We start from the raw sequence: 26,501 nt of genomic DNA on the forward strand, positions 1-26,501 counted from the left end.
GCCGATGCTCGACAACGTCCATGTCCGGGCGGTGCTGATCGCCGGGGGCACGCTGGCGCTGGCGGCGCTCGGGGCATGGATGGACGAGGGGATGGGGCGCGACACCCTCGGCATGCTCCTGATCGTCGTCGCCGCGCTGCTCTGCGGCCCCGGGACGTTCTGGGCCGTCGGGGCGTCCCCTCCGGGAGTCGCCGCCCTGTTCCTGGGAGCCGCGGGAGGGCTCCTGTTCGGTGTGGGGCTGTCGCTTGAGATCAACACCCATTTCCTTCGCGAGAACGGGATCGATGCCAGCTGCGGGAACGAACGGCGACTGGCGCCGCCCAGCGAGAACACGGAGCGGTGGCGGTTGGCGTGCCCCGGAGGCCGGTTCGCCGAGCTGAACACCCGCCGCCTGGACAGGGGACCCGACGGCCTGGTCCCGTTGCGGTACGACCCTCGGGGACGCACCGATGCGGTCGAGGCCGAGACATGGGCCGACCGGAGCTCCAACCCCTGGCCCAGGCGGATGCTCGTCGGAGGGGCGCTCCTGGCAGTCGCCACCCCGGTCACGGCGGCATGGGCCGGCGCCTCCCTGGGTGCGCCGAAACGATGAGCGCCGGGTAACCCGGTGCCCATCGCGGCCCGCCGCGCGTCCTCCTCAGCCCTGGACGACCGCATTGTCGTCTCTCTGACGACATGTGATCATTGCTGGCATGTCGGTGAACATCCCGCTGGGCCCGCTGCTCGACCCCGCCTTCCATGTGGGCTCCGTGCCCACCACGTGGGCGGAGCTCCTCGGCTTCGCGACCGGCGCGGTCAACGTGTGGCTCGTCGTCCGGCAGAACATCCTGAACTGGCCGATCGGCATTGCGAACGTGATCCTGCTCGGGCTGGTGTTCCTGGACGGCGGCCTCTACGCCGACTCCGGCCTCCAGGTCTTCTACATCGCGCTCCAGTCGTACGGATGGTGGGTGTGGCTGTACGGTGGGGACGGCCGCGACAACCTCCCGGTGAGGCGCACACGGCGCGACGAGTGGGCGGCCCTGATCGTGGCGGGCGCGGCGGCCACCGCGCTCCTGACCTGGGCTCTGTCGGCCTGGACGGACTCGACCGTGGCGTTCTGGGACGCCCTCACCACCGCGATCTCTCTCATGGCCGTCTACGGGCAGTCGCGCAAGCTGCTGGAGTCGTGGTGGCTGTGGATCACCGCCGACCTCGTCTACATCCCCCTGTACTTCCATAAGGATCTGAAGCTGACGAGCGTCCTGTACGTCGTCTTCCTGACGCTGTGCGTGTTCGGCCTGCTGGCCTGGCGCCGCGACCTGCGCTCCCGGCCGGCCGGCGACCCCGCCCCCGTGGCCGCATGACGTACGCGCACGGACTGGTGATCGGCAAGTTCTACCCGCCGCACGCCGGGCACCACCATCTGGTCGACGTCGCCGCGGCGGCCTGCGCGCGGGTGAGCGTGGTCGTCGCCGCGTCCAGCGTCGAGAGCATCCCGCTCGCGCTGCGGACGGCATGGCTCCGCGAGGCGCACGGCCAGCCGCACGTGGAGATCATCCCGGCGGTGGACGACGTGGAGGTCGACTACGAGTCGGACGAGGTCTGGTCGGCGCACGTCGCCGCGTTCCGGGCCGGGCTGGCGATGCGGTCGGGCCTGGGCGTGCCCGTCCCGCCGGTGGACGCGGTGTTCAGCTCCGAGGCGTACGGGCCCGAGCTGGCGGAGCGTTTCGCCGCCGTCCACGTCCCGGTCGATCCGCCGCGGGACCGCTTCCCGATCAGCGGGACGGCCCTGCGGGACGATCCCGTGGCGGGCTGGGAGTTCCTCTCCCCGGCCGTCCGGGCGTACATGGCGCGGCGGGTCGTGGTGGTCGGCGCCGAGTCGAGCGGGACGACGACCCTGGCACGGGCGCTCGCCGCGCACTACGCCGGACGGGGCGGTGTGTGGGCGGCCACCCGGTGGGTGCCGGAGTACGGCCGCACGTTCACCGAGGAGAAGCTGGCCGCCGCCCGCCGCGCCGCCGGCGATCCGTCGCTGTGGCTGGACGACCTGGTGTGGGAGCCGGCCGACTTCACCCGGATCGCCGAGCGTCATGCCGCCCTGGAGGACGCCGCCGCGCGGTCGGGCTCCCCGCTGCTGGTCTGCGACACCGACGCGTTCGCCACCGCCGTCTGGCATGAGCGCTACGTCGGGACTCCGGCGCCGGAGGTGGAGGCCGTCCACCGGCGCACCCCGCACCATCTGTGGATCCTCACGTCGCCGGAGGGCGTCCCGTTCGAGCAGGACGGCTGGCGCGACGGGGAGTCGGTCAGATCATGGATGTCGGGGCGCTTCCAGGAAGAACTCGAACGCCGGTGCCTGCCGCACATCGCGGTCACCGGGCCCCACGAGCACCGCCTGGCCACCGCTGTCGCGGCAATCGACGACCTCCTGGCCAAGGGCTGGGCCTTCAGTCCCCCGCTGACCCCGGTGAATCCCGATTCATGATCCTGCCGATGGCGGATCGGAGGTTCGCCGGGTGGCGGCGAGGGCGGCGAGGGCGCGGATCCGGGCGTTCTCATGTGCGGTCCGCCAGAGAAGGCCGAGCTTGACGGGCGGCAGGTCGTCGATCGGGACGAAGACCACGTCCGAGCGGCCCACCAGCCGCCGCATCGATGTGACGGTCGCATGGACGGTCTTGCCCCATGCCACCTGGCTGAGCGCGTCGCCCAAGCCGGTGACCGGCCACAGCCGCAGGGCCCGCCCCGATGGGGTCCGGCGGGGATGGAACCATGGATCACCGGACGGGCGCCGCAACGACGGCATGTCGTTCAGGACGTAGTCGGCCAGGTCCTCCAGGCAGACGGCGGTGCGGTCGGCCAGCGGGTGACCGGCGGCCACTAGGAGCACCATCGCGTGCTCGGCGAGCGGCGGCCCCAGGGTGATCTCGGGCGAGTGGGGGAACAGCCAGTTGACCAGGACGTCCACTTCGTCACGATGCAGAGCATCGAACGGCGTGGTCATCGGCACTTCGTGCAGGTGCACCTCGATGTCCGGGTGAGCGCGCTCGGCGGCGCGCACCAGTGCGTTGAGTTCCTCACCGCCCGTGGTCGCGGTGAAACCGATGCGCAGCGGCCCGGCGACGGCACGGGCGGAGGTGCGAGCCGTATCCATGGCCGAGGTGAACTGGGCATGGGCCGAGCGGAGGCCGTCGCGCAGTCGACTTCCGAGCGGGGTGAGGACGACCTTGCGGCTGGTGCGTTCGAACAGCGCGCCGCCGACCTGGCGTTCCAGCGCCTGGATCCGCTGGGTGACCCGCGCCGGCGACACCTGCAGACGTTCGGCGGCATGACCGAAGTGCAGTTCCTCGGCGACCGCCAGGAACGTCTCCACATCGGCCAGTTCGACGCCCACCTTCCCCAGTCTCCACGCCGTTTCCGGATCGTTCAACGGCGCTGAACGTCCGGTGAGCGAACGGCCATTGATCGTGGCCGCACCACCCGAGACCCTCATCGAGTGCGGGGCCCGCACGGCAGCCATTGGAGGGGAAGTCCATGGACGTTCGTTCTGGCCGCGTCGCGACCACTCCTCGATCGGGACCGGGCCGATGAGTTCGCAGGTCCGGCTGTCGGAGCCGGCCGGCCGGCGGCTCCTGCTGGTCACGGCGGTCGGCTCGGGGCTGGTGCTGCTCGAATCCACCGTGGTCAACATCGCACTGCCCGCGCTGGGAACAGACCTGGGCGCGTCGATGGCCGGGCTGCAGTGGACGGTGAACGCGTTCACGCTCACCCTTTCCGCGCTCATCCTGCTCGGCGGCGGCCTGGGCGACCGGTTCGGGCGGCGGCGCATCTACCTGATCGGTGTGGTGTGGTTCGGTCTCGCGTCCCTGCTGTGCGGCATCGCACCGAACGTCGAGGTACTGGTCGTCGCCCGTGCTCTCCAAGGGGTCGGGGGCGCGCTCATCGTCCCGGGTTCGCTCGCTCTGATCCAGGACTCCTTCCACCCCGAGGACCGCAACCGGGCGGTCGGATGGTGGGCGGGGATGAGCGGTGTGGCCGGCGCGGCCGGTCCGCTGCTGGGCGGCGGCCTGGTCGACGCCGCCGGCTGGCGCTGGGTGTTCCTCATCAACATCCCGCTGGCCGCGGCCCTGTGCGTGCTGCTGGTCGCCCATGTGGCGGAGAACCGCGACGTCGAAGCGACGGGCCGTTTCGACGTGGCGGGTGCGGTGCTGGCCGCCGTGGCGCTGGCCGGGCTGACCTACACACTCATCCAGGGCCCGGCGGGCGCGTGGACGATGGTGGCCGGGACGGCCGGAGTGGCCGGTTTCGTGGCGTTCCTGCTCGTCGAACGGCGCAGCCCTGCACCCATGCTTCCACTGCGCCTGTTCACCTCACGGCAGTTCAGCGTCGCGAACCTGACGAGCTTCCTCGTGTACGGAGCCCTCGCCGGCATGTTCTTCTTCCTGCCGATCCAGCTCCAGGTCACCACCGGATTCTCGGCCTGGTCGGCAGGTCTGGCGTTGCTCCCCCTGACCGCTCTCACCCTGGTCCTGTCGCCGTACGGCGGGGAGCTCACCACCCGCCTCGGTGCCAGGATGCCGCTGGTGGCCGGGTCGCTGATCTGTACGATCGCGCTGCTGCTCGCGACCCGGATCGGCCCCGAAGCCTCCTACCTGGGCCATGTGCTCCCGGTGGTCGTCCTCACCGGGATCGGTATACCGCTGATCACCCCCGCGGTCACCACCGCGGTGCTGGGTGCGGTCGACGACCGGAGCACCGGGATCGCCAGCGCGGTGAACAACGGTGCCGCCAGAGCGGCGGGCCTGGTCGTCGTGGCGGCACTTCCCCTGCTGGTGGGACTCCCGCACGGCGATGGGATGAATGCGGCGGCCCTGGACCGCGGGTACGACCACGGCATGATGGTCTGTGCCGGTCTGTTCCTGGTCGGCGGGCTGAGCGCCTGGATCGGGCTGCCCGGACCCGCCGCGAAACCGGTCCGGTTGCTCAGCCGCCGGCACGCCTCGGCCACCTGCCCGCAACTCGAACCGCACCGAAACTGAGCAGGCCGAACACGCACACCGGATCGAACCCGTCCGGCGTTGCAGGCGGCAGCCTCTCCCCGGAGTGGTCGATGTCACTTCGATGGTTCCGCCCACACCGGCCGCGAGAGGGACTGAGGGGCCGTCGGTCAGCGGCGTCCAGCGGACATCGTCGTGGTTGGGGTGAGCTGCGGCCGGGACGGTAGGTGCAGCGCGCGCCGCGGTCACGCATCACGCCGGGTTCGCCGCTCGACTGGCGCCTGATGACGGCCAGGACGTTCACACTTGGCACACTTCGCCACTTTCGGACAGATCGAACCCGGCGGGATCGGCCCGGCGGTCGACGCGGAAGAGGTCCTCGTCGATCCGGTCCAGCGCCAGCCGGACCGCGCCGAGCGCCACCGACTCGTCCCCCAGCCCGGACGCCTCGATGCGGACCGGGCTCAGGCACAGCGGCTCCACCTGCCGCCGCAACTCCGAGACGAGGAGGCCGCCGGCCCCGACCAGCGGCCCGCCGACCACGATGACCTCGGGATCGAGGGCGAGCGCCATCGCCGCGACCCCCCGCGCCATCCGAGCCGCAAGCCGCTCCACGACCGCCGCGGCCTCCGGCGTCCCGCGTTCCGCGGCCTCCAGCACCCGTCCCGCCCGGTCGAACGCCTCCCCGCCCGCCGAGGGCGGTCGTGCGAGTGCGGTGGCCGCCTCCTCCGGGGGGACGGCCGCGCCGGTGACGAGGGTGGCGGCCGTGTCGCGCAGGCCCATTTCGGGGAGCATGCCTATCTCGCCGGCGGCTCCCCAGCGGCCCCGGTGGAGGCGTCCGCCGATGAGGGCGCCGGTGCCGGTGTGCAGACCGGCGTGGACGCAGACGACGTCGTCGACGTCGCGGGCGGCGCCGCGCCAGCGCTCCGCCAGCGCGGCCAGGTTGGCGTCGTTCTCCACGAGGACGGGACAGGAGAACGAGCGCCCGAGTTCCCGGGCCAGGTGGAGGCCCTCCCACCCGGGGACGACCGTGCAGGATGTGACCGTCCCGTCCGGGGCGACGACGCCCGGCGTCCCGGCGGCCACGGCCCGCAGGGAGCGCCGTTGGACGCCCGTGGCCGCGAGGCACGCCCTGACCGCGGCGCGCACGGCCGAGATCCGCTCGGACGGCGGCGCCTGGACGTCCAGGCCGGCGCGGTGCCCGCCGACCACCTCGCCGGCGAGGTCGGCGAGGACGAGGCGTACCCGGTGCGCGTCGATGCCGATGCCGAGCGCGTGGCCGGCCTCCGCACGGAACCGGTAGCGCCGGGCCGGGCGGCCGGGCGCGGCTCCGGGCCGCGGCGCGTCCTCCGCGGCGAGGCTCCGGTCGATCAGCTCTCCCAGCACGCCCTCCGTGGTGGGCCGGGACAGCCCGACCCGCCCGGCCAGCTCGGACAGCGTGCACTCGCCTCCGTCGCGCAGCGCCCGCAGGACCGCGGCGGCGTTGAGGCGGCGGAGCACCGAGGGGTCGCCCCCGTGCAGGGAGTGTTGCGTCACGGCACCCTCTTGACAGCGGTCGGCGGACGGACGACGTCAATGCCGACCAATTATAAAAGGTGCTTACGTAATATGCCCTGGACCCGGCGGCCTTCGAGGACGGCACCGTCTCGAGCAGGCCATCACGTTCAAGGAGGAGAAGGGACGCCGCGCCTTCCAGGAGGGCGACCTCGTCGCGCTACGGCGTCCTCTCGCGGGCCTCTCCTATCAGCGGTAGGTGAGGCCGTGGCCGAACGGGAAGAGGGGCCTCTTGCCGTCGCCCCGGTTGATGGGCTGCTGGGAGGCCTCGCGCATCCAGGTGACCGGGAGGCGGCCGGTGGGCTCGACGGCGCCGAACAGGACGTCGGCCACGCCCGCGCCCTCGGTGCCCGGGAGCCATGACGCGACCAGCGCGTCCCATCCGGGCAGCTGCGAGGCGATGTCCAGCGGGCGTCCCGAGACCAGCACCACGATCACCGGGACGCCGGCGGCGCGCAGGCTGTCGATGGTCTTCAGGTCGCCCGCGGCGAGTCCCATGCCGCCGGTCCGGTCACCGTGGTGCTCGGCGTACGGCTCCTCCCCCACGACGGCGATCGCGGCGTCGTAGGAGTCGTCGACGCCGGTGCCGTCCGCGCTGTGGGAGACGGCCGTCTCCGCCGCGCCGCGGATGCCCTCAAGGATCGTCGTGCCCGGCGTGATCGGGCCCGGCTTCCCCTGCCAGGTGATCGTCCAGCCGCCGGACTGGACGCCGATGTCGTCCGCGGCGGCGCCCGCCACGAAGACCTTGTCGTCGTCGTCCAGCGGCAGGACGCCGTCGTTCTTCAGCAGCACCTGCGACTCGGCCACCGCGCGCCTGGCCAGCGCGCGGTGCGCGGCGCCGCCGACGGTCTCCAGGTACGCCCGGTCGGCCATGGGCTCCTCGAACAGGCCCAGCTCGAACTTCTTGGCCAGGATCCGGCGGTTCGCGTCGTCGATGCGGGACATCGGCACGTCGCCGTCGTTCACCGCGTCCCGCAGGTACTCGATGAACCTGCGCCACTCGGTCGGCACCATCACCATGTCGATGCCGGCGTTGATCGCGGCGGCGACCTCGTCCGGGGTGAACCCGGCCTCCCCGTCGATCTCGTCGATGCCGTTGTAGTCCGACACGACGAACCCGGTGAAGCCCAGCTCGCGCTTCAGCACGTCGCTGATCAGATACCGGTTCTGGTGCATCTTCAGCCCGTTCCACGAGCTGTAGGAGACCATGACCGAGCCGACGCCGCGCCTCACGGCCGCGCGGAAGGGCGGCAGGTGGATCTCGCGCAGCTCCTCCTCCGACACCTTCGCGTCGCCCCGGTCGTCGCCGCCCTCGGTGGCGCCGTCCCCGATGTAGTGCTTCGCCGTCGCCAGGACGGACGCGGGGCCGCCCAGCTCGCCGCCCTGCAGCCCGTCGACGGCGGTCGTCATCATCGAGGGCAGTTCGGGCACCTCGCCGAACGACTCGTACGTCCGGCCCCACCGGTCGTTGCGGACGACGCACACGCAGGGCGCGAAGTTCCAGTCCACGCCCGTCCCCGCCATCTCCCGGGCGGTCGCGGCGCCGATCTCGCGCACCAGGGCCGGGTCGCGGGACGCGCCCAGCCCGATGTTGTGCGGGAAGATCGTCGCGCCGACCACGGTGTTGTGGCCGTGCACCGCGTCCACCCCGTACATCAGCGGGACCCGCAGCGGCCCGGCGAGCGCGGCCCGCTGGAACCCGTCGTACATGTCCGCCCAGCGCTCCGGCGTGTTCGGATCGGGCGCCGACCCGCCGCTCGACAGCACCGACCCGATCCCGTACCGGGTGATCTCCTCCGGCGTGACGTACTTGCGCTCGGGCTGGGTCATCTGGCCGAGCTTCTCGTCCAGGCTCATCCGGTGGAGCAGGTCGTCCACCCGGTCCGCGACGGACAGCCGCGGGTCGAGATAGGGGGCGGGCAGCGGATCCGCCCGGACGGGGACGCCATGGGCGGCGAGCACGAGAGCGGCCAGCACGCCGAACGCCAGAAGGCCGGACCGCATCACGGTGGAGCTGTGCATACGGGAACCTTTTCCAGGGCCGTTCAAATGCAACGCAACCCGGAATCAGCACCTCGGCAATATCTGGCGGCCATCACCGCTCATATTCCGCAAGGGCCCCCGACCGGGATCGAACCGGTACCTCCAGGATCACAACCTGGCATGCAGACCACTACACCACGAAGGCCATGTCTCCGATTTCTCGGACGTGCCGAGTGCAGGAATCGAACCTGCCTGCCGCGGCTTATGAGACCGCTGGACGCACCAGCGTCCCTACTCGGCGAGCGCGGAGGGTGCGAGATTCGAACTCGCGCAGGGATGACCCTGACCACGGCTCAGCAAGCCGCTGCCTTTCCGCTCGGCCAACCCTCCGGGAAACGAAAAGACCGCCCACGGCCGGCGGGCGGTCGGCGTCAGAACGTGCGAATCACGTCCGCCGGCGGCTCCCGGGACCGGAGAGGCTGCTGCCATGCATTCGATGACTCCGCATCGTCCCTCTCCTTTCGGTCCCGTTCTCGTCATGCTCATGGTGCCGGGACGTTCCCCGCCCTGGCAACGGGTTTTATCGGCTCCCGGTGAACGTCACGCGGTCGGACGCGGAGCGTCCAGTGCCGTGCTCAGCGCGCGGAGCGCGTGGTAGACGCGGACTTTCACCACGTCCACCGGTACCCCCAGAGAGGCGGCGGCCTCGTTCACCGAGCGCTCCCGGAAGACCGTCTCGGTGAGGATCTCGCGGTGCACGGACGGCAGGGTCTGGAAGGCCCGGGCTACCACCGCGGGGCGCATCCGCTCCCCCGGCAGGCCGGGGGCGAACGAACCGGTGTTCTTGCCCATTCGCAATCCTTACGTCCAGCGTGTGGCCCTCCGCTCCGCTCGGGGGCGCCAGGGCTCCTTGCCACGCAACGAACTTCGCACCGGACGGCCCCGGCGCGACCCCGCTTATGGCTTCGTTAAGGAAGGGCTGAGCGAGACTTATCCGGCCCTCGCCGGGCCGGGTCCGGGGGAACCGCCCAGGGAACCGCTCACCTGCGAGAACGGGGGCGGGAAGCCGGAGGGCGGTCCGGCGCCGCGCCGGAGTCCCGGAGCCGGGGGCGGTCAGGGGGTTCGGCGGAGGGGTTCGCCGGATGCGGTGAGGGCGAGGGCCGCGGCGCCGTAGAGGCCGGCGTCGCGGTCCAGGGTGGTGACCGACACGTGCAGGTCGCGCAGGTAGGACATGCCCGCGCGCTCGGCGATCGTGTCCCGCAGGGGGCCCAGGAGCAGGTCGCCGGCGGCCGCGACGCCGCCGCCGATGACGATGTCGCGGACGTCGAGGACGGCGGCGGTGTTGAGGATCGCCGTGGCCAGGGCGCAGGCGGCCCGGCGGAAGGCGGCGAGCGGGACCGGCGCGCCGTCGCGGGCGGCGGCGGTCAGCGCCCGGGCGTCGGGGCGGCCGGTCGCGAGCGTCCAGCCCTGGGAGAGCGCCCAGCGGACCATGCTGGGGCCTCCCGCGATCGTCTCCAGGCAGCCGCGGGCGCCGCAGACGCAGGCTTCGCCGTCGCGGTCGACGATGACGTGGCCGATGTGCCCGGCGTTGCCCGTGCGGCCCGTCCAGGGGCGGCCGTCGATGACGAGCCCGCCGCCGACGCCGGTCGACACCACGATGCCGAGCAGCGAGGCGCAGGCGTGGCCGCCGCGCCACCACTCGCCGAGGGCCATGCACTGGGCGTCGCCCGCGAGGGCGACGGGGACGCCGGGCGCGAAGCGCTGGACGGTCGCCACGAGCGGGAAGTCGCGCCAGCGGGGGATGTTGATCGGGCTGACCGTGCCGGCCCCCGTGTCGATCGGGCCCGCCGAGCCGATGCCGACGCCGGTCAGGCCGGGTCCGGAGAAGTCGGCGACGAGCCCGCGGAGCGTGGTCGTGGGCGACTGCCCGACCGGGTGCTCGGCGCGGTCGAGGAGCGTTCCATCCACGTCGAGGCGGGCGATCGCGAACTTGGAACCGCCGATGTCGAGGGCGAGGACGGTCATGAGATCGCCGGAACCACGAGGTAGAGGACGCCCCTTCCGGTGAGCCGGGCGGCGGGGGCGCCGGCGGGGACGAAGGCGGCTTCGCCGCGGGTGAGCGTCAAGGTGCGATCTGTCATGAGTCGGGCTTCGCCTTCCAGGCACAGAAGTGTCTGAGGAAGGCCGCTGGGCAGCTCGGCGGGGTCGGTGGTCAGGTCATGCCGGATGAGGGTGAATTCATCGGCGTTCGGACGATACCGGACCCCGTCTTCGGGTTCGACCCTGGCGGGGCGGGATGGGACGAACTTCACCACGCGCATCAGTTCCGGGACGTCGATGTGCTTTCCGGTGAGACCGCAGCGCAGGACGTTGTCGGAATTGGCCATGACCTCGATCGCGAGGCCGCCCAGATAGGAGTGCGGGACGCCGGCGTCCAGGAAGAGGGCCTGGCCGGGCTCCAGTTCGACATGGTTCAGCAGCAGCGCCGCGAGAATTCCCGGGTCGCCCGGGTGGGCGCGGGCGATGTCGGCGTAGACGGGAGGCAGGGCCGGTTCGGCGGCGGTCCGGATGTGCCGGGACCCCTCGTCCAGCATTTGCGTGAGGACGGTGCGCAGCGCCCGTTCCGGCGGCTCGGTTCGCAGAACCGAGATCCAGGGGGCCAGTTCGGGAACGGCGAGGCCGTCGAGCAGGTCGGCGGTTTCGGCGGGGTCGCGGAAGCCGCAGAGACCGTGGAAACGGGTGAGGGCGCAGACCATCTCCGGCTTGTGGTAAGGGTCCTTGTAGGTACGGGTGAAATGGTCGGGCGGGACGCCCCTCTCCTGCTCGGCGGCGAATCCCGCCTCGGCCTGCGCCGTCGTCGGATGCACCTGGAGGGACAGCGCCTTGTCGACCGCCAGGATTTTGAGGAGGTAGGGCAGCGCCGGGCCGAAGCGCTCCACGCAGGGCCCGCCCAGCATGCCCGCCGGGTCGGCGTCGATGAGGACGTCGAGCGGCGTCCCGTCCACCGACGACGGCGCCGCCGGATGCGCGCCCGCCCACAGCTCGGCCTGCGGCCGTCCGGTCGGCTCGGTGCCGAGCAGCTCGGGCAGTGCGGTGGCCGACCCCCAGTCGTACGGGCGGATCGGAGTGGTGAGCGGCATCGCGCGCAACGATGTGGCCCGTCCCTTCTCGATCAAATGTGTTCAGGGTAAGGGCCGCGAAGACCCCGCGTCGCCCGCCCCCGCGCCGGCCGGCCGCGCGCCCCGGCGGCGGACGGGTGGAGCCCCTAGGATGAGTCGCCGAGGAGGTGGTGGACCGTGGGCAAGCACAACAAGCCTGCGACACGCCCCTGCCCCGGCTGCAACGGAACCGGCACGAGCACCGCCACCGGCGACAGGTGCAACGTCTGCCGCGGCACCGGCCGCATCTGACTCCCCGCCCCGCTCCCGGACCGTCACCGCTTCGGAGGGCCGGACCCCGCCGACATCCGGCGCGCCCCTCCGGACGGGCCCTTCGGCCCGGGGTGCGGACATCCGATTGGTCCGGCGTTCGCGGGGGCGATCGACTATGTTGAGGGGACCGGTCTCCGTCCGGACGCGCGGCTTCGCGCGCGCGGCGCGAGGAAGCGGAAGATCTTGAACCGACGGCACGGGCGTCCGATTGATGATTGAATCGGGTTCTATGTGGCACTCGTCACAACGGTCTTCTCCGTGGCGGCGGTCGTATCCGCAAGGCGTACCCGGCGATCTCACCATCCCGGACATCCCCGTCACACAGCTGCTCGACGACGCCGCCGAGCGCTACCCGCGGCGGCCCGCGCTGATCTTCTTCGGCCGGGAGATCTGCTACCGCGATCTGCGCGACGCCGTGGACCGGTTCGCCGCCGGCCTCCACCGGCTCGGGGTGCAGCCCGGCGACCGGGTCGCGCTGATCCTGCCGAACTGCCCCCAGCAGGTCATCGCGTTCTTCGGGGTGCTGCGCAGAGGGGCGATCGCGGTGCAGCACAACCCGCTGTACACCGAGGAGGAGATGCTCCACCAGCTGGCCGACTGCGGCGCCCGGGTCGCCGTGGTGCTGGATCGTTCCTACGCCACGGTGAAGGCCGTCCGCTCCAAGCTGCAGTTGGAGCACATCGTGGTGACGTCGATCGTCGACTTCCTGCCCACGTTCCGGAAGGTCGCCCTGCGGCTCCCGCTGGTGCAGATGCAGCGGCGGCGGGCGGCGATCACCGCGGACGTGCCGGACGACCCCGACGTCGTCCGGTTCAGGGAGCTGCAGCGGCCGGCGCGGCAGCGGGTGGGCCAGCTGCCGATCGAGCCGTCGCGGCACCTGGCGGCCATCCAGTACACCGGCGGGACGGAGGGACGTCCCAAAGGGGCGATGCTGACCCACAGCAACCTCATCGCGAACGCCTGCCAGCAGCACGCGTGGGACCTGTCCGGGTGCCCCGGGGAGGACGTGACGCTGGCGGTCCTGCCGCTGTTCCACTCGTTCGGGCTGATGAGCTGCCTCATCGCGCCGGTGATGACGGCCGGGGCCGTGGTGCTGCTCCCCCGCTACGACGGCGACCGGGTGCTCAGGGCGATCCGCAAGTACCGGCCGACGATCTTCCCCGGCGTGCCGACGCTGTACGAGAAGGTGCTCGACAGCCCCCGGTTCCAGCCGTCCGACCTCGGCTCGCTGCGCATCTACATCTCGGGGGCGATGGGGCTCGGACGGGGCACCGCCGACCGGCTCGGACGGCTGGGCGCCCGCGGCCTGATCAACTGCTACGGGCTCACCGAGGCGGCCCCGGCCGTCACCGGCAACCCGCTGGACGGCCGGGCCCGGAACGAGACGGTCGGCCTGCCGCTGCCCATGACCGACGTCGTCATCGTCGACCCGGACGAGCCGACGAAGGTCCGGGCGCCGGGCGAGCCCGGAGAGCTGGTCGTGCGCGGCCCCCAGGTGTTCGTCGGCTACTGGAACGCGCCGCTCGCCACCGCGCAGGCCCTCTCGAAGGGCTGGCTGCGCACCGGTGACATCGCCGTGATGGACGAGGACGGTTTCGTCACCATCCTGGAGCGCCTGCGGGACATGATCAAGACCAACGGGTTCACGGTCTCCCCGACCGCGGTGGAGAAGGTCCTGCGCCGCCATCCCGCCGTGCACGACTGCGCCGTGGTCGGCGTCCCGGACGCGCGGCGCGGGGAGCGCATCGTCGCGCACGTGGTGGAACACCCCGCCTACCCCTTCTCGGCGGACGAGCTCCGGCGGCACTGCGAACGCTACCTGTCGCACTACAAGGTGCCGGACGAGTTCCGCCCCCGCACCGACCTTCCCCGCAACATCATCGGCAAGGTCGTCCGGCAGCGGCTACGCGACGAGGCCGTCAACTCGCCCGCCTAGGCGTCCAGGCGGAGCGTCCGGCACCGGGTGTTTACTGGGCGGGTGCAGATCGGGACCGTCCAGCCGGGTCTTCTCGCCCGGCTCGTTGAGATCGGGCGCGATTCGGCCCGCCTCGCTCCGCCGCTGGCGGCGTCTTCGTCACCGGCACCCGCAGAGCCGGAGACGTTGTACGACAGGCACGGTGTGCTGGTGGTGCGTGTCGGGGACGTGGTGGTGAAAGCGCACCAGGCCGACCGTGACCACGGGCCACGGTTCCTGGAACGGATACGGCTGGCAGGCACCCTGCCGGAGGTCGTCATCGGGCCACTGGGTGAGCCGCGCACCGTGGACGGGCGGACGGTCACGGTCTCGATGTTCGGTGAGCCGGTTGATCCGCACCGGGATCTCCCCTGGGAGGAAGGCGGGCGGCTTCTGGCGGAACTCCACTCCACGACGGTTCCCGCCGACGCGCCGTCCTGGGGACGTCCCGCCCGCGTGGCACGTCTCGTGTCGCGATTGGCGGACGGTCCCGCAGAGGACGAGGTACGGCGGGCCTTCACCACACTCCCCTCCTGGATACGCGGGGAGGCCGAGGAACCGCACGGAACGGCGGAACACCTCATCCACGGGGACTGGCACCTCGGCCAGATGGTCCGCTCCCAGGACGGGCATTGGCGGCTCATCGACATCGAGGACCTCGGCAGAGGCGACCCCGCGTGGGACCTCGCCCGCCCTGCCGCGATCTACTCGGCGGGAGTCCTGCATCCCGACGAGTGGGGCCGGTTCCTGGGCGCGTACCAGGCGGCGGGCGGTCCGGCCGTTCCCGCCGGCGGCGACCCCTGGACGACCCTGGACATTCCCGCACGAAGTCTTGCGATCCAGATCGCCGCCACGTGCGTCATATCCGCCAGAAGGGAAGATCGACCGCTCGACGAGCCGGAGCAGGCGATGGTCGACGCCTGCGCGAGAATATCCGCGGCGGGGGACGCGGCATGACGTGGCGCGAAACCTGCCCTACATTTAGCCTCTACCTGGGGATCCATACCGGAAGGATGACAAGGCGATGCACTGCCCTAAGTGTCGTGGCGTGATGCGGACCTACACCCGCAGCGGCGTCCACATCGAGCAATGTGACAGCTGCCGGGGCATCTTCCTCGACTACGGCGAGCTTGAGGCCCTGAGCAACATGGAGTCGCAGTACAGGGCGACGGCCCCGGCGCCTCCGCCCGCGGCGGCGCCGGGCTGGGGAGCCGCCCCCGCACCGGCGGTGCACCACCACCACCATGGCGGGCACCGTCCCTACCACCGCCCTCCGGGCGTGTTCCACATGCTCTTCACGACCTGAGCCTCCCGGAGCCGGCCAGGTGGCGGCTTGGCGCGGCCCGCCCCCGGGAAGCCCGGGAGGCGGGCCGCGTGGTCACACGGCTGTGATCACCCGCCTGTGGTCACCCGGCTGTGATCACAGGCGCGGGTCCACGGGCTCGGATTCGAGCGCCAGGACGGCGAACACCGCCTGGTGGACCCGCCACACCGGCTCGCCGCCGGTCAGCCGGTCGAGCGCCTCGACGCCGAGCGCGTGCTCCCGCATCGCCAGCGAGCGCTTGCGGCCGAGCGACCTGCCGCGCAGCCGGTCGAGGTTCTCCGGCTCGGCGTAGTCCGGGCCGTAGATGATGCGCAGATACTCCGGTCCCCGGCATTTGACGCCGGGCTGGATCCGCCTGTCCTCAGGGAACGGCCCCAGCGGCTTGACGACCATGCCCTCGCCGCCGGCGGCGGTGAGCTTCTCCCACCAGTCGGTGGCCGCGGCCTCCGACTGCGCCGAGCCCAGGTCGACGGTCACCGAACCCGTCCGCTGGACGAGCCCGCTGGGGTCGCTCTCCGCCAGCCGTTCCGCCACGGCCATGTGCCACTCGTGGTCGCGCGCGGTCGCCCAGGCGCGGCCCTCCCCCGCGAGGATCTGGAACGGCGCGAGCCGCAGCCCGCTGAGGCCGTCCACCGTCCAGCAGTACCGCGCGTAGGCGTCGCGGAAGCGTGACGCGTTCGCGGCGCGCCGGTCGATGCGTTCGCGGAGCGTCCCGAGGTCGAGACCGCGGCCGACCGCACGCGCGAGGACGTCGGACGCCATCGGCAGCGCGGCGCCGGCCGCCGCCCCGGCCGCCGCGTACTGCGTGCGGATGAGGTCCATGGCCTTGGCCGACCACGGCATCAGCTCGCTGTCGATGACGAGCCATCCGGTGTCCAGCTCGTCCCAGAGCCCGGCGGCGCCGATCGCGGCGCGGAGCCGGTCCAGGACCTCCGCCGTGCGGGACGGGTCCCGGAAGAACGACCGTCCCGTGCGGGTGTAGACGGCGCCGGTCGTCCCGTCGGCCACGCCGAAGCGCTCGGCCGCGACCGCCGCGTCGCGGCACACGACCACCACGGCCCGCGACCCCATGTGCTTCTCCTCGCACACGGCCCGGACGACGCCCCTGTCCCGGTACGCGGCGAGGGCCTCGGCCGGGTGCTCCAGGTATCCGGGCAGCTGCGACGTCTCCGCGGGGGCCATGGTGGGCGGCAGGTAGACGAGCCAGCGCGGATCCACGGCGAAGCGGCTCATCACCTCCAGCGCGGCCAGCGCGTTCTCCTCACGAACGGCGACGCGGCCCATCAGGCGGGTCTCGACCCCCTGGTTGCCGAGCACGTCCTCGATCTTGAGGACCTCGTTCTCCCGGTGCCCGCCCGCGCTGGAATCGGACGCCGCCTCCAGCGGACGCACCGGCTCGTACCAGACCTGCCGGGCGGGGACGGACGCCAGCTCCCGCTCCGGATAGCGCAGCGCGGTCAGCTTCCCGCCGAACACGACCCCGGTGTCCAGGCAGATCGTGTTGTTGATCCATTCCGCTTCGGGGACGGGCGTGTGCCCGTACACGACCATGGCCTTGCCCCGGTAGTCGCGGGCCCACGGATACCGGACGGGCAGCCCGTACTCGTCGGTCTCCCCTGTGGTGTCGCCATAGAGCGCGAACGAGCGGACCCGCCCGGACGCGCGGCCGTGGTAGTCCTCCTTCAGGCCGGCGTGGGCCACGACGAGACGGCCGCCGTCCAGGACGTAGTGGCTGATGAGGCCGTCCATGAAGCGCAGCGCCTCGTCGCGGAAGTCGTCGGCCACGGCGGAGAGCTGCTCCATCGACTCGGCGAGCCCGTGCGTGAGGCGCACCCTGCGGCCGCGCAGAGCCCGCACGAGCTTGGCCTCGTGGTTGCCCGAGACGCACAGCGCGTCCCCGGCGGCCACCATGCCCATCACGAGGCGCAGGACGCCCGGCGAGTCGGGTCCGCGGTCGACGAGGTCTCCGACGAACACGGCGGTACGGCCGCCGGGGTGGTTCGCCCCGACGGCGAGCCCCTGCGCGTCGCGGTCGATCTCGTAGCCGAGGCCGGCGAGGAGATCCTCCAGCTCCGCGCGGCAGCCGTGGACGTCGCCGATGACGTCGAACGGCCCGGTCAGCTCGCGCCTGTCGTTCCACGACTTCTCGTACGTGACCGTCGCGGCGTCGATCTCCTCGACGCCGTTCAGCACGTGGACGCGGCGGAACTCGCGCGCCAGCGTCCGCATGCCGCGCCGCAGCTCGCGCCGCTGGCGCGGGATCACGTGGGCCGGCAGGTCCCGGTCCGGGCGGGCGGCGTTGCGCTCGGCGGCGACGCTCTCGGGGACGTCCAGGACGATCGCGGCCGACCGCACGTCGTGGTCCTTGGCGATCTGGAGCAGCGACTGGCGCGCCTTGCTCTGCACGTTCGTCGCGTCCACGACCGTGAGGAGGCCGCGCCGCAGCCGCGTCGCCACGATGTAGTGGAGCAGGTCGAACGCGTCGCCGGTCGCGGACTGGTCGTTCTCGTCGTCCGACACGACCCCGCGGCAGTAGTCCGAGGACACCACCTGCGTCGGCGTGAAGTGCCTGCGCGCGAAGTGCGACTTGCCCGAGCCGGTCACGCCGACCAGCACGACGAGCCCCATGTCCGGCAGCCGGATCTCGGTCATCGGCTGAACACCCCCATCTGCGTCGGAGCGCCGACCTCCGGGTCGTCGGCTCCGACGGGTACGTACCGGACGCGGAAGCCGTGCGCGGACGCGACCCGGTCGGCCCAGGCGCGGAACTCGGCGCGCGTCCATTCGAAACGGTGGTCGGGGTGGCGCATCGCGCCCGGCGCCAGCCCCTCGTAGCGGACGTTGTGCTCGGCGTTCGGGGTCGTCACGACCACCACGCGGGGGGAGGCGTCCCCGAACACGACCCGCTCCACGGCCGCGAGGCGCGGCGGGTCGACGTGCTCGACGACCTCCATCAGGACGGCCGCCTCGTAGCCGCGGAACCGCTCGTCGGCGTAGGTGAGCGCTCCCTGGAAGACGTCCTGGACGCGGTCGTTCTCCCGGCGCGGCTGCTTGTCCCAGCGGAGCCGCCGCCAGGCATGGCTCAGCGCCCGGTGCGAGACGTCCGTACCGGAGACCTCGCTGAAGAAGGCGTCCTTGGCGAGCAGCGAGAGCAGCTTCCCGGAGCCGCAGCCAAGGTCGATGACGCGCCGGGCGTTCTCGTCATGCAGCGCCTGCACGACCGCCTGCATGCGCTGCTCGGCGAGCGGGACGGACTTCTCCTCCGTCTCCTCTGCCGCCGGCTCCTCCTCGACCTCCGCGGGGTCGAGCGCCTCCTCGGGCGCGTCCTCGGCGTCGGCGAGGCGGCCCAGCGCGGTACGGACGAGACCACGCCGGTTGGCGAGGTACCGGCGCGTGATGGTGTTGCGGTCAGGGTGCGCGGCCAGCCAGCCCTCTCCCGACCGGATGAGCTTGTCCACCTCGTCCGGCGCCAGCCAGTAGTGCTTGGCGTCGTCCAGGACGGGCAGCAGCACGTACAGCTGGTTGAGCGCGTCGGCGAGCCGCAGGGTCCCGGTCAGGGTGAGCGTCACGTACCGGGAGTCGCCCCACTCGCCGAACTCCGGGTCGAGCGGGACGGGCACCGCCGACACGTCCCAGCCCAGCGGCTCGAAGTACCGCTCGGCCTGCCGGGCCCCGCCCCGGCACGGAAGGGCCGGCAGGACGATCTCCAGCGGGATCGGCGTCTCGGCCAGTTCGGGCCGCGGGTCGCAGCGTCCGCGCATGGCGGTACGGAACACGTTCGCCATCGCGGACGCGAGCAGCGAGGAGGCGGCGTACGGGCGGTCGTTCACGTACTGGCCGAGGGAGAAGTCCGGGGTGCCCCTGCCACGCGTGCGCACGAGCTTGACCGGATCGACGTCGAGCAGAAGCGCCGCCGTGCAATGCCGCTCGCCGGCATCGGGGTAGAAGACGTGCGCCGTGCCGAAGGACTGCTCGAACCGCTGTACCCGGTCGGGGTGCTTGTGCAGCAGGAATCCCAGGTCGGTCGCCTGGTCCATGGAGGTGGTGATCGTCAGAAGCACGCCTCAAGTCTGGCGGACCCCGCCAAACGCACACATCGGTTTTTCCGTATCGATGATCACGAAAAGCGATTGCGGGCGCGTTCACCGGACCGACAGAATCCCCATCGATATGAGCAGACATCCCCGCCGGATGACCGCCCAGGAGACCGTGGAGATCCTCGGCCGCGGTGACTATCCGGCGCCCTCCGGCCGCACCGTCTCGATCGCCGAGAGCCTGGCCCGGGCCGTGCAGGGCACCATCTTGTACCGCCCAGACGAACTGGACGAGCTTCTCCGGCGCCTCCCCGCGGCCACCCGCGGCGCGGAGACGCGCATAGAGGTCACCGGCGAGACGACCCTCGCCGCCGCGCACCGGCTGTGCGCTCCGGAGACGGCCCCGTTCGCACTCAACTTCGCATCCGCGAAGAACCCGGGCGGTGGATTCCTGAACGGGGCGCACGCCCAGGAAGAAGGACTCGCCCGCTCGTCCGGCCTGTACGAGTCGCTGTGCTCCGCCAGGGAGTACTACGACTTCCACCGCGCCCAGCGCGACCTCCTCTACAGCGACCACATGATCTACTCGCCGGACGTGCCGGTCTTCCGGGACGACGCGGGGCGGCTGCTGGAGGAGCCGTACGAGGTCGCCTTCCTGACGTCCCCGGCCCCCAACCGCGGCGCGATCGACGACGCCGAGAAGGCGGCACGGATAGGCGGCGTGCTCCGGCTGCGCGCCCGCAAACTCCTCGCCGTGGCGCTGGCCAACGGGCACCGGCGGCTGGTCCTGGGCGCCTGGGGATGCGGTGTCTTCCGCAACGACCCGGCAGAGGTGGCCGAGGTGTTCGCCGAGCAACTCCGCCCCGAGGGCCCGTTCGCCGGCCGCTTCGAGCACGTCGTCTTCGCGGTCTGGGACACCGCCAAGGGCTCCCCCAGGCACACCGCCTTCCAGAACGTGTTCGCCTGACAAGGCGAGGCCCGCGGCGGGACGTTCCCCGGCGCGGGCCTTCGCCGCGGGTCACACCTTGGACAGGACCTCGGAGGCCAGCAGCTCCAGGTGGTCCAGGTCGTGCATGTCGAGGACCTGCAGGTAGACGCACTCGGCGCCCAGCCGCCCGAACTCGCCGATCTTGTCGACGAGTTCGCCGGGCGTGCCGGCCAGCCCGTTCTCGCGCAGCTCCGGCACCTGCCGCCCGATCGCGTCGGCGCGGCGCTCCACCTCGGCCTCGTCGCGGCCGCAGCAGACCACCTGCGCGGCCGACAGGACCGGCGGCCGCTCCCGGCCGGCCTCGGCGCACGCGGCGCGGACCCGCTCGAACGCGGCGCCGGTGTCCTCCACCTGGTGGAACGGGACGTTGTACTCGTCGGCGTACGCGGCGGCCAGGCGCGGCGTCCGCTTCGCCCCGAACCCGCCGATGATGATCGGCGGGCCGCCCGCCTGGACGGGCTTGGGCAGCGCGGGCGACTCGGCCAGGGTGTAGTGCCCGCCGCTGAACGCGAACGTCTCCCCGGCGGGCGTCCTCCACAGCCCGGTGAGGATGCGGAGCTGCTCCTCCATCCGCTCGAACCGCTCGCCCAGGCCGGGGAACGGGATGCCGTAGGCGGTGTGCTCCTCCTCGAACCAGCCCGTCCCGATGCCGAAGTCGACCCGTCCGCCGCTCATCTGGTCGACCTGCGCGACCGCGATCGCGAGCGGCCCCGGGTGCCGGAAGGTGGCGGCCGTGACCAGGGTGCCGAGCCTGATCCGGCTCGTCTCCCGGGCGAGCGCGCCCAGGGTGATCCAGGAGTCGGTCGGGCCCGGCTCGCCCGCCACGTCGCCCATCTTGACGAAGTGGTCGGAGCGGAAGAACGCGTCGAACCCGAGGTCCTCCGTCGCCTTGGCGACCGCCAGCTGTGTCTCGTAGCTCGCCCCCTGCTGGGGCTCAGTGAAGATCCGAAGTCGCATGACTCCATCTTGCTACCCGCACGGACCCGTCCATGCCACCCGGTCAGTGCGGGTGCCGCGCGCCGGCGCGGGACGTCGCCAGGGCCGGCTCGGCGACGACGTGGCCGGCGGCATTGGCGACGCGCACGGCCGGGAACCTGCGCGTGGCGCTCGCCTTGCGCCAGGTCGCCGTCCCACGCACGGTGATCTTCTGCCCGGCCGCGGCCCGCCTGGACACCTTGGCCCTGATCGACCCCTTGGAGCTGCCGCCCTTCTTGAGCGTGCCGAGGCGGCAGACGACCTTGCGCCCCTTGGACTTGCAGTGCTTCTCACCGGACACGAAGGCCAGCGATCTCGGCAGCGTCGTCCGGAACACCGCCTTGCCGGACTTCGCCGGGCCCTTGGCGGTCACCGTGAACGTCCACTCGTAGGTGCGTCCCGGGAGCACGTCCTTCTTGGACGCGGCCGTGCGGAGCACGACGCCGCCCTCGTCGGCGTGCGCCCCAGGGGCGGTGAGCACCGTCGCCGTGAACACCGTCGCCGCGAGCACCGTCGCCAGCAGCGGCGCCGCCAGGACGAGACCGTGCCCTTTCCATGTCCGGATCATCATGAAACCCCCTGTGGCCTGCGCTTATCTTGCGGACATGTCCGTTGTAGCGACCCCGCGCCCGTCCGCCTAACGCCACGCCGGTGTGTCGTCACAGACAGTCACCCTTGGCCCGCTCGCCCGGGTCGGGGGGCGTTCCTCGGGGAAACACCTGCGCTGTCAGAGGCGCACGCTGTTGAATCGGCAATGACCCCCGACCCCGACCAGGGAGTTCACCGATGGCTGTCTTCGGCGTCGACTACTCGTGGGGCCGCCCGGGCGTGGCCGCTCTGAAACGCGCCGGGGTGAAGTTCGCCTGCCGCTACCTCTCGCACGACACGACCGGCAAGAACCTGACGCGCGCGGAGGCCGACGCCCTCTCCGACGCGGGCATCTGGGTGGTGGTCGTCTGGCAGAACACCAAGGACGGGCCGCTCGGCGGGCGGTCCGCCGGGGAGGCCGACGCGAGGGACGCCGCTCGCCAGGCCGTGGCCTGCGGCATGCCGGACGGCCGCCCGATCTACTTCGCCGCCGACTGGGACGCCTCTCCGGGCCAGCAGGACGCGATCAACGCCTACCTCGACGGCGCGGCGAGCGTCCTCGGCCGCGACCGGGTCGGCCTCTACGCGGGCCACGGGCCGATGAAGCGCGCGTTCGACGCCGGGAAGATGGCCTACGGCTGGCAGACCTACGCCTGGTCGGGCGGCCGGTGGGACTCGCGCGCCCAGCTCCGGCAGTACCTCAACGAGCAGACCATCAACGGCGCGGCGGTCGACTACAACCGAGCCGTGGCGGACGACTACGGGCAGTGGCGCGTCGGCGTCTCGCCGGAGGGAGACGACATGCCCGGCTACGTATCGGTCGGCACCGGCACCGAGCAGCGGCTCGCCCCCGGCCAGTGGACGGACGTCAGCTGGGAGACCGAGTACTCCGACCAGGAGCACCAGCACTGGGACCAGGGCGGCCCGAGCGTGCTGACCGGCTCCGCCCGCTACAGCCTCACGGTCGGGGCGACGGTCACCGGCGTCCCCGCGGGGACCCTCATCCAGGCCCGCGTGGTCGAGGTCGAGATCGAGGACACGAGCAAGTACGAGGCGGGCCCCATCCAGGACGTCCTCTCCACCGGAGACAGCACCAGCGTGGTGTACGGGCTCGCCGCCGACACCGTCAGGGAGGGCCACCGGGTGCGCTTCCAGCTGGTCCAGCACGGCACCGCCGACGCCGCCGTCACCGGCGGCAGCGCCAAGGTCTTCTTCTGGAGATGACCCGGGCGCGGCGGTCAGCCGCGGACGAGGGTGGCCAGGCACTCCACGTGGCGGGTCATCGGGAAGGCGTCGAAGGCGCGCAGGGTCTCCAGCGTCCAGCCGCGCTCACCGAAGTAGGCCAGGTCGCGGGCGAGGGTCGCGGGGTCGCAGGACACGTAGGCGATCTTGCGGCCGGCGAGCCGGGTGATCTGCTCGACGACGTCGCGTCCCGCGCCGGTCCGGGGCGGGTCCAGGACGACGACGTCGGCACGCCGCACGCGCTCGCCGCCCTGGTGTCCGCCGCCGCGCTTGTTCTGCGCGCGGGACCCGCCGGACGCGCGGCCGAACTCCAGCTCCGCGACGACCTCCTCGACGGCGCCACGCTCGATGGAGACGTTCGGCAGGTCGCGCAGGTTGAACCGGGCGTCCCGGGCGGCCTGCCCGTCGGACTCGACGCCGACGACGAGCCCGTCCGGCCCGATCCGGTCGGCGAGGACGCCGGCGAACAGGCCGACGCCGCAGTACAGGTCGAGGGCGATGTCGCCGGGCTTCGGTTCGAGGGCGTCCAGGACGGCGTCGGCGAGGAGCTGCGCCGCGCCGGGGTGGACCTGCCAGAAGCCGCTGCCGCTGACCTGGAACAGCCGCCCGGAGACCTCCTCGCGGACGTAGGGCGGGGAGGAGCCGGGCTCGGTCTTGCCCCGGACGAGCCGGACCGGCACGTCCAGCCGCGGCACCCGGATCTTGCGGCGGTCGCGCCCGCGCAGCACGACCAGGCGGTCGCCGGTGGTCGCGGAGACGATGCCCTCGACGCCGGTCGCACCCGGCCAGCGCTTGCGCTCGACGCCCATCAGCTCCACGCCGGGGTGGGCGATCAGGCATTCGTCGATGGGCTCGATGTCGTGGGAGCGGTGCCGGCGCAGGCCGACGGCGCCGGACGAGACGGCGAACTGGACGCGGGTGCGCCAGCCGAGGCCGGGCGGCGGCGCCACGTCGGACTCGACCGGGTAGGGCACCTCCTCGACGGTCACCGTGCGGGTGATCCCGGCCAGGCGCTGGAGCTGCTCCTCGACCACGGCGGCCTTCAGGGCGCGCTGGGCGGGCAGCGAGGCGTGCTGCCAGTCGCAGCCGCCGCAGCGTCCGGGGCCGGCGAACGGGCAGGGCGGCTCGACGCGGTCCGGGGACGCCTCGATGACCTCCACGGCGTCGGCGCGGAGGAAGTTCTTGGTGCGCTCGGTGACGCGGGCCCGCACCCGTTCGCCGGGCAGGGCGTGCCGGACGAAGACCACGCGGCCCTCGTGCCGGGCGACGCAGAAACCGCCGTTGGCGACGTTGCCGACCTCGAGTTCGAGGACGTCGGGCTCCAGATCAGTCACGGTCCGAAACACTACCGGCACCCGGGGGCGCCTTGGGCCGCGGCGGCCGGCGCGAGGACCCGGCCCCGGGCGGCTCGACCCGTCCCTTGAGCCGGTCGGAGGAGGCGAGCTGCCACGGAACGCTCGTCACCATCACGCCGGGCTGGAACAGCAGCCGGCCCTTCAGCCGCAGGGCGCTCTGGTTGTGCAGGAACTGCTCCCACCAGCGGCCGACGACGTACTCGGGGATGAACACGGTGACGACGTCGCGGGGGCTCCTGCGCCGGACGCCCTTGACGTAGGCGAGCACGGGACGGGTGATCTCCCGGTACGGGGAGTCGAGGATCTTCAGCGGGACGGGGATGTCGAGGGCGTCCCACTCGTCCTGGAGCCGCTGGGACTCCGCGGCGTCCACCGCCACCGTCACCGCCTCCAGCGTGGAGGGCCGCGTGGCGCGGGCGTAGGCCAGGGCCCGCAGCGTCGGCTTGTGGATCTTGGAGACGAGCACGATGCCGTGGTTGCGGGCGGGCAGCACGACGTCCTCGCCGGAGGGCACCAGCTCGTCGGCGACCCGGTCGTAGTGCCGCCTGATCGCCTTCATCAGCAGGAACAGGACCGGCATCGCGATGCAGACGATGTAGGCGCCGAGCGTGAACTTGGTGACCAGCACGACGGACAGGACGATGCCGGTCAGGGTGGCGCCGAACGCGTTGATGCCCCGGGAGGTCCTCATCCGGCGGCGCCGCGCCGGGTCGCTCTCGCGGGCCAGCAGCCGGTTCCAGTGCCGGACCATGCCGATCTGGCTGACGGTGAAGGAGACGAACACGCCGACGGTGTAGAGCGGGATCAGCCGGCTGACGGACGCGTCGAAGGCGTAGATCAGCGCCCCGGCCATGACGGCGAGGATGATGATGCCGTTGCTCAGGGCCAGCCGGTCGCCGCGGGTGTGCAGCTGGCGGGGCAGGTAGCGGTTCTGCGCGAGGACGGAGCCGAGGACGGGGAAGCCGTTGTAGGCGGTGTTGGCCGCGAGGAACAGGATCAGCGCGGTCATGACGGCGACCATCGCGAACCCGGGGCTGAAGTTGCTGAACACGGTGTGCGCGACCTGCGCGATCACCGGCTCGGAGTGGACGACCTCCGCGCCGGTGGCCGGGTCGTACAGGTGGCTCCCCTGCGTGGGTTCGGAGAACTTGGCGTCGGTGATGTAGGCGAAGGCGGTCACCCCGCCGAACATCGTCATCGCCACGAGCCCGAGGAGCAGCAGCGTCGTGGCGGCGTTGTGCCCCTTCGGCTTGCGGAACGCCGGTACGCCGTTGCTGATCGCCTCGATGCCGGTGAGCGCGGCGCAGCCGGAGGAGAACGCCCGGAGCAGCAGGAACACCAGGGCGAATCCGGCGATGTCGGCCTCGTCCCCGCGCAGCTCGTAGTCCGCGCTCTCGGCCCTCAGCTCGGTGCCGGAGAGCAGCCGCACCACGCCCCACGCGAGCATGCCCAGAATGGAGATCATGAACAGGTAGGTGGGGACCGCGAACGCGACACCCGCCTCCTTGATCCCCCGCAGGTTCGCGACGGTGAGCACGGCGAGGACGCAGATCGCGGCGAGGACCTCGTGCGGCTGGATGAACGTCAGCAGCGCCCCGAGGTTCTCCACGCCGGCCGACACCGACACCGCCACGACCAGCGTGTAGTCGACGATCAGCGCGCTCGCGACGACGATGCCCCAGTTGCCGCCGAGATTGGTGGTGGCGACCTCGAAGTCGCCTCCGCCGCCCTGGTAGGCACGGACGTTCTGCCGGTACGACGCGACCACCGTCAGCAGGACCACCACCACGGCCGCGGCCACCCACGGCGAGTAGTGGTACATCACCAGGCCGCCCGCGGCGAGGGCGATGAGGATCTCCTGCGGCGCGTACGCCACCGAGGACAGCGCGTCGCTGGCGAAGACCGGAAGTGCGATGCGCTTGGGCAGGAGCTGTTCGTGCTGCTGTGAACTGCTCAGAGCACGGCCGAGGAGCACCCGCTTCGTCAGGTCCGGAAGCTTGGACACGGAGAAAGACTCTAGCCCTCGGAGGGAACCGCGCTTCGCAGGCACCGCTGGAAGCTGGTTGGGTAGTACTCGCCTGGGCGGATGTGTAGTTT

21 protein-coding genes and 3 tRNA genes are annotated in these 26,501 nt (G+C 72.1%); 9 read left to right on the plus strand and 15 right to left on the minus strand.

Going from position 1 to position 26,501, the window contains the following annotated elements:
- Nucleotides 1-4 precede the first annotated feature (4 nt).
- The 3 genes from E1281_RS01585 (at nt 5) to E1281_RS01595 (ending at nt 2,467) form a co-directional block, all read left to right on the plus strand.
- Nucleotides 5-592, plus strand: coding sequence for a hypothetical protein (locus tag E1281_RS01585; RefSeq protein ID WP_131875292.1), 588 nt, complete (start codon nt 5-7; stop codon nt 590-592).
- A gap of 100 nt (nt 593-692) precedes the next feature.
- Nucleotides 693-1,346 (plus strand): nicotinamide riboside transporter PnuC, encoded by a 654-nt coding sequence (gene pnuC, locus E1281_RS01590; RefSeq protein ID WP_131875293.1) that lies wholly within the window; start codon nt 693-695, stop codon nt 1,344-1,346.
- Entirely contained in the window at nt 1,343-2,467 is a 1,125-nt protein-coding gene (locus E1281_RS01595; RefSeq protein WP_131875294.1) for an AAA family ATPase, read from the plus strand. Before pnuC ends, E1281_RS01595 begins: the two co-directional genes overlap by 4 nt.
- Here E1281_RS01595 and E1281_RS01600 read toward each other — a convergent pair.
- Nucleotides 2,462-3,373, minus strand: coding sequence for a LysR family transcriptional regulator (locus E1281_RS01600; protein ID WP_165958749.1), 912 nt, complete (start codon nt 3,371-3,373; stop codon nt 2,462-2,464). The genes E1281_RS01595 and E1281_RS01600 overlap by 6 nt on opposite strands.
- Nucleotides 3,374-3,566: 193 nt before the next feature.
- Here E1281_RS01600 and E1281_RS01605 point away from each other — a divergent pair, with 193 nt between their 5' ends.
- Entirely contained in the window at nt 3,567-5,018 is a 1,452-nt protein-coding gene (locus E1281_RS01605) for an MFS transporter (protein ID WP_131875296.1), read from the plus strand.
- 258 nt (nt 5,019-5,276) lie between these two features.
- Here E1281_RS01605 and E1281_RS01610 read toward each other — a convergent pair whose 3' ends face one another.
- The 8 genes from E1281_RS01610 to manA all read right to left on the minus strand — a co-directional run bounded on the left by E1281_RS01610 (nt 5,277) and on the right by manA (nt 11,653).
- Entirely contained in the window at nt 5,277-6,512 is a 1,236-nt protein-coding gene (locus tag E1281_RS01610; protein ID WP_243716462.1) for an ROK family protein, read from the minus strand.
- A 207-nt stretch (nt 6,513-6,719) separates the two neighbouring features.
- Nucleotides 6,720-8,552, minus strand: coding sequence for a glycoside hydrolase family 3 N-terminal domain-containing protein (locus E1281_RS01615; protein WP_243716463.1), 1,833 nt, complete (start codon nt 8,550-8,552; stop codon nt 6,720-6,722).
- Nucleotides 8,553-8,646: 94 nt separating this feature from the next.
- Nucleotides 8,647-8,718: transfer RNA gene (locus E1281_RS01620), tRNA-His, on the minus strand.
- A gap of 22 nt (nt 8,719-8,740) precedes the next feature.
- Nucleotides 8,741-8,813: transfer RNA gene (locus tag E1281_RS39900), tRNA-Met, on the minus strand.
- 5 nt (nt 8,814-8,818) lie between these two features.
- Nucleotides 8,819-8,903: transfer RNA gene (locus E1281_RS01625), tRNA-Ser, on the minus strand.
- Nucleotides 8,904-9,113: 210 nt separating this feature from the next.
- Nucleotides 9,114-9,365, minus strand: coding sequence for a sigma factor-like helix-turn-helix DNA-binding protein (locus tag E1281_RS01630; RefSeq protein ID WP_131875297.1), 252 nt, complete (start codon nt 9,363-9,365; stop codon nt 9,114-9,116).
- A 261-nt stretch (nt 9,366-9,626) separates the two neighbouring features.
- On the minus strand, nt 9,627-10,538 hold the full coding sequence (locus E1281_RS01635; RefSeq protein ID WP_131875298.1) for an ROK family protein: 912 nt from the start codon (nt 10,536-10,538) through the stop codon (nt 9,627-9,629).
- Entirely contained in the window at nt 10,535-11,653 is a 1,119-nt protein-coding gene (gene manA / locus E1281_RS01640; protein ID WP_131875299.1) for a mannose-6-phosphate isomerase, class I, read from the minus strand. Before manA ends, E1281_RS01635 begins: the two co-directional genes overlap by 4 nt.
- Nucleotides 11,654-12,173: 520 nt before the next feature.
- On the opposite strand from manA, the gene E1281_RS01645 reads away from it, so the two are divergent.
- The 3 genes from E1281_RS01645 to E1281_RS01655 all read left to right on the plus strand — a co-directional run bounded on the left by E1281_RS01645 (nt 12,174) and on the right by E1281_RS01655 (nt 15,204).
- Entirely contained in the window at nt 12,174-13,880 is a 1,707-nt protein-coding gene (locus E1281_RS01645) for an AMP-binding protein (RefSeq protein ID WP_131875300.1), read from the plus strand.
- Between the two features lie 189 nt (nt 13,881-14,069).
- Nucleotides 14,070-14,855, plus strand: coding sequence for a phosphotransferase (locus E1281_RS01650; RefSeq protein ID WP_243716465.1), 786 nt, complete (start codon nt 14,070-14,072; stop codon nt 14,853-14,855).
- A gap of 67 nt (nt 14,856-14,922) precedes the next feature.
- Nucleotides 14,923-15,204: a zf-TFIIB domain-containing protein gene (locus tag E1281_RS01655; RefSeq protein WP_131875302.1), complete on the plus strand. Its 282-nt coding sequence runs from the start codon at nt 14,923-14,925 to the stop codon at nt 15,202-15,204.
- A 114-nt stretch (nt 15,205-15,318) separates the two neighbouring features.
- Here the strand turns inward: E1281_RS01655 and E1281_RS01660 are convergent, their stop codons facing one another.
- The gene (locus E1281_RS01660) at nt 15,319-17,874 is read right to left on the minus strand and encodes a polynucleotide kinase-phosphatase (protein ID WP_131875303.1); all 2,556 of its coding nucleotides are present in this window, start codon (nt 17,872-17,874) and stop codon (nt 15,319-15,321) included.
- A complete protein-coding gene (locus E1281_RS01665) occupies nt 17,871-19,283 on the minus strand; it encodes a 3' terminal RNA ribose 2'-O-methyltransferase Hen1 (RefSeq protein WP_131875304.1) in 1,413 nt (470 codons plus the stop codon). The genes E1281_RS01660 and E1281_RS01665 overlap by 4 nt, the downstream gene beginning before the upstream one ends.
- Before the next feature lie 109 nt (nt 19,284-19,392).
- Between E1281_RS01665 and E1281_RS01670 the strand changes: the two genes are divergently transcribed.
- Entirely contained in the window at nt 19,393-20,223 is an 831-nt protein-coding gene (locus E1281_RS01670) for a TIGR02452 family protein (RefSeq protein WP_131875305.1), read from the plus strand.
- A 51-nt stretch (nt 20,224-20,274) separates the two neighbouring features.
- Here E1281_RS01670 and E1281_RS01675 read toward each other — a convergent pair whose 3' ends face one another.
- Together E1281_RS01675 and E1281_RS01680 are read right to left on the minus strand one after the other, a co-directional pair.
- Nucleotides 20,275-21,201, minus strand: a complete 927-nt coding sequence (locus E1281_RS01675) for an LLM class F420-dependent oxidoreductase (protein WP_131875306.1) — start codon at nt 21,199-21,201, stop codon at nt 20,275-20,277.
- Nucleotides 21,202-21,244: 43 nt separating this feature from the next.
- Nucleotides 21,245-21,790: a DUF11 domain-containing protein gene (locus E1281_RS01680; RefSeq protein WP_131875307.1), complete on the minus strand. Its 546-nt coding sequence runs from the start codon at nt 21,788-21,790 to the stop codon at nt 21,245-21,247.
- A 215-nt stretch (nt 21,791-22,005) separates the two neighbouring features.
- Here E1281_RS01680 and E1281_RS01685 point away from each other — a divergent pair, with 215 nt between their 5' ends.
- Nucleotides 22,006-23,031, plus strand: a complete 1,026-nt coding sequence (locus E1281_RS01685; protein ID WP_131875308.1) for a glycoside hydrolase domain-containing protein — start codon at nt 22,006-22,008, stop codon at nt 23,029-23,031.
- Between the two features lie 14 nt (nt 23,032-23,045).
- Here the strand turns inward: E1281_RS01685 and E1281_RS01690 are convergent, their stop codons facing one another.
- The gene (locus E1281_RS01690; protein WP_207943039.1) at nt 23,046-24,383 is read right to left on the minus strand and encodes a class I SAM-dependent RNA methyltransferase; all 1,338 of its coding nucleotides are present in this window, start codon (nt 24,381-24,383) and stop codon (nt 23,046-23,048) included.
- Nucleotides 24,376-26,409, minus strand: a complete 2,034-nt coding sequence (locus E1281_RS01695; RefSeq protein ID WP_131875309.1) for an APC family permease — start codon at nt 26,407-26,409, stop codon at nt 24,376-24,378. Before E1281_RS01695 ends, E1281_RS01690 begins: the two co-directional genes overlap by 8 nt.
- Nucleotides 26,410-26,501 lie beyond the last annotated feature (92 nt).

The sequence above is a fragment of the Actinomadura sp. KC345 genome (assembly GCF_004348515.1).
GTDB lineage: Bacteria > Actinomycetota > Actinomycetes > Streptosporangiales > Streptosporangiaceae > Spirillospora.